The sequence below is a fragment of the Okeania sp. SIO3B5 genome, assembly GCF_010692555.1.
Taxonomy (GTDB): Bacteria; Cyanobacteriota; Cyanobacteriia; order Cyanobacteriales; family Microcoleaceae; genus Okeania.
Genome location: NZ_JAAHHG010000721.1, coordinates 1 through 4,109, shown reverse-complemented (window position 1 = coordinate 4,109; position 4,109 = coordinate 1). Strand labels below are relative to the sequence as shown.

Sequence of the window (4,109 nt, the reverse complement as noted above, 5' to 3'; positions counted from 1 at the left end):
ACCACTGAATAGATGCTTAAGATACGCTCTTCCGATCTAGCTTGCATTGGCAATAAATTTAATTTGGAAATCCTGGCTATCGTTAATAATAAATCTCAAACAGTAACAGCTAATGAATTACAATCTGCGTTACATGAAGGGCTGATTTTTCCCTTGAAAAATAACTATAAAATTCCTTTACTCTGGAATCCTGAAGATTTATCAAATCAGCTATCAGAAAACTATTTTGAATCTTCAAAATATATACCCTACAAATTTTTACATGACCGAGTACAACAGGCAGCTTATTCTCTGATTCCAGCAGCAGAAAAAAAGCAAGTGCATCTACAAATAGGTCATCTACTGTTGAAAAATCTTGAAGAGGATGAGTTACAGAATAAGATTTTTGATGTTGTCAATCAACTTAATCAAGGGTCTAGTTTAATTACTGAACAATGGGAAAAAGATGAGTTAGCAAAATTAAATCTTCAGGCAGGTAAAAAAGCAAAAGCTGCAACAGCTTACAAAACAGCATTGGAATATTTAGAGATTGGTGTTAAATTATTAGCAGAAAAAAGTTGGGAGGAGCAGTACAAATTTACATTAGAGCTTCAAGTAGAAACCTTAGAAGCTTTGTACTTAAATTCTCAGTGGGAACAGGTTGAAAAACTATCTACAACTATTCTAGAAAAAGTCAACAATATTCTGGATAGTGTCAAGATTTATGAGTTAGTAATCTTGTCTTACTATGGTCAATTTCAGCCGCAAAAATCTATAGATATTGCTTTAAAAGTTTTAGAAAAGCTGGGAATCGAAATCTCTCAAGAAATTGTTAGTGATAGTGTCATAAAAAATAGGCTTGAACAACAACATAAATCTTTAAAGTTTCTATTAAAAGGAAAAAATATTGAAGATTTAGCCAATCTGCCAAAAATGACCGATCCCTATAAACTAGCAGCTTTCTCCATAATACAGTCAGCTAGGAATGCAATAGTGACAACAAGTTCTTATCTGAGGATTGAAACAATTTTAACTCAACTTAATCTTTGTATTGAATATAATAATCCTCCTGAAGCTGCTATAACTTATAGTTTATATGGATCGCTTCTATGTGAAATAATAAAAGATATTAATTCTGGATATCAGTTTGGAAAACTGTCTCTCGAATTACTAGAAAAATATACTACTCCCAAATTAGAATCTGCAGTTATTCACAACTGTTATGGATGTATCTGGCATTGGAAAGAATGGCTGAATGAAAAAGTACCACAAGAAAAATTACTCAATAGTTTACAAAAAGATATTAATAGAGGAAACAATGAATATATTTCTTATCTTGCTATAGACTATTGCTTTATCGAGTTTTTTGGAGGGTGTAATTTAGAAGAAGTTGAACGGGATTATCGAAAGTATAGTAATTTAATCGCAAAAACTCATCAAGAATATTCTATAAATTATATAGAAATATGCAAAAATATTGTTTTAAATTTAACCACTATAGAGCAACACAAATACTATCTATTAATTGGAAATTATCAAGACGAAGAAAATAGAGCAATAGAAATATATATTAATCAAGACAACCAGTGGTTACTATTTACTTACTACTTTGGCAAAACTTTAATTTTATATCTCTTCAAAGATTATCTTCAAGCTTTTAAAAATAGTCAATATGCAAATAGATATGCTGCTGGAATGATCGGATATTTATGTGTTCCACAACACAATTTTTACTATTCTCTTGCTTGTCTTGCTCATCACAATAATTGCGACACAGAACAGCAAAAAGAATTACTAGAACAAGTAGAAAAAAATCAAGAGGATATGAAAATATGGGCTGGACATTGCCGAGAAAATTTCCAGCACAAATACGATCTAATAGAAGCAGAAAAAGCACGAGTTTTAGGACAAAATTGGCAAGCACAAGAACTTTACGATCGCGCCATTCAAGGAGCGAAAAAATATGAATTTATCCATGAAGAAGCCTTAGCTTACGAACGAGCAGCAGAATTTTATTTCGCCCTTGACAGACAAGAAATAGGTCAACTTTACCTCAGAAATGCCCATCATTGTTACATCCGTTGGGGAGCAAAAGCTAAAGTCAAACAATTAGAAAAGGAATATCCCCAATATTTATTAGGAGTAACTAATCAAACTAAATCAAAAGGTATTAGTACAACTATTTCTGCCTCCGGTAATGATGGAGAAATTCTCGACTTAACTACAGTTATGAAAGCGTCTCAAGCAATTTCTGGTGAAATTAAGCTGGAAAATCTCCTCAACAACTTAATGAAAATTACCATCGAAAATGCTGGAGCGCAAACAGGATTTTTAATTCTCTACCATCAAGGAAATTGGTTGATAGAAGCTCAAGGAAAAATAAACAGCGACGAAGTAACAATTTTACAATCAATTCCCATCGAATCTACAGACACCCAAACATCACTTCCCATTTTACCAACCACTGTTATTAACTATGTAATTCGCACTCAAAAATATATTGTACTCAACGACGCAGCTAACCAAGGACAATTTATTAATGACCCTTATATTATCGCTACAAAAAGTAAATCAATTCTCTGTACTCCCCTAATTAACCAAAGTCAATTAAAAGGAATAGTTTACTTAGAAAATAATTTAACCACAAATACATTCACCTCAGAAAGAGTCGAATTATTAAATATTTTGTCTGCTCAAGCAGCTATTTCCATCGACAATTCCAGACTTTATCAAACCCTAGAACAAAGAGTAGAAGAACGCACAAAAGAACTATCACAAACCTTAGACGTTCTCAAAGCAACTCAAGCAGAATTAATCTTTGAAAATGAGCTACTTAAAACAGGCAAACCTGCCTCTAATTTTAATTATAAAGTAGGTGGAAGTTTGCCAATGAATGCTCCTACTTATGTAGTCCGGCAAGCCGATCGCTCCCTCTATCAAGCCTTAAAACAAGGTGAATTTTGTTATATTTTGAATGCCCGACAAATGGGAAAATCTAGTCTCATGGTCAGAATGATACACCATCTCAACCATGAAGGACATCATTGTGCTGCAATAGATTTAACCCAAATTGGCAGTGAAAATGTGACCGTAGAGCAATGGTATAAAGGATTAGCAGTGGATCTATTGCGTAGTTTTCGTTTAATGAAAAAATTTAATTTAATCAAATTAAAAACTTGGTGGAATGACAGATTAGATATTTCTCCCGTACAAAGATTAGGTCAATTTATTGAAGATATTTTATTAGTTGAACTGAATAATGAGAACGATGAATCTATCAAAAAAGTCTTCATTTTTCTGGATGAAGTTGATACAATTTTAAGCTTAAAATTTCCAGTAAATGACTTTTTTGCCCTAATTCGCTCTTGCTACAATAAACGAATGATTCATCCAGAGTCTAGATATCAGAATCTCACCTTTGCTTTTTTTGGAGTAGCTACTCCTTCAGAATTAATGACTGATATTAGAAGAACCCCTTTTAATATTGGTCAAACAATTGAACTAGAAAGCTTCAAAAAACATGAAGCACAACCTTTATTATATGGAATAACAGAAAAAGTTAGTAATCCTCAAACTATGCTGCAAGAAATATTAAACTGGACCGGAGGACAGCCTTTTTTAACTCAAAAATTATGTCAGTTAATTCGTAATTCAGAAATACCAATTCCGGTCAATGGTGAAACCCAATGGATAGAAAACTTAGTACAAGAAAAAATCATAAAAAATTGGGAAACTCAAGATGAACCAGAACATTTAAAAACCATTCGCGATCGTATTTTTCATAGTGAAAATAGAAGACAAATGCTGGAAATTTATCAACAATTATTGGAGCAAAAAGAGATAATGAGAACGAATATTCCAGAAGAAAAAGAATTATGTTTATCAGGACTGGTAATTAAGCAAAATGAGTTGCTGAAAATTCACAACCGCATTTATGAATTAGTGTTTAATCGCAGTTGGACGGAAAAAAATCTGCTGGAACTTTAGGAGTTAGGAGTTATACCAGATTGATAAATGTTTGCTACAAATATCTAGGGTATTTCTTAGGAGTCAGGAGTCAGGAGTCAGGAGTCAGAATGGATGGCTTTAATACCATTTTTTAGGGTGTAAATTATCTTTTTTGTCAAAGG

General features: G+C 32.6%; 1 protein-coding gene. It reads left to right on the top strand.

The window, feature by feature from the left end; all coding sequences use genetic code 11:
- The first annotated feature begins 12 nt into the window (after positions 1–12).
- Positions 13–3,966: an AAA-like domain-containing protein gene (locus F6K54_RS41500; RefSeq protein WP_293090330.1), complete on the top strand. Its 3,954-nt coding sequence runs from the start codon at positions 13–15 to the stop codon at positions 3,964–3,966.
- Positions 3,967–4,109 lie beyond the last annotated feature (143 nt).

Bases quoted from the DNA above. Each gene is read 5' to 3' on its own strand.
- F6K54_RS41500 (WP_293090330.1), top strand. From the start codon at position 13: ATGCTTAAGATACGCTCTTCCGATCTAGCTTGCATTGGCAATAAATTT.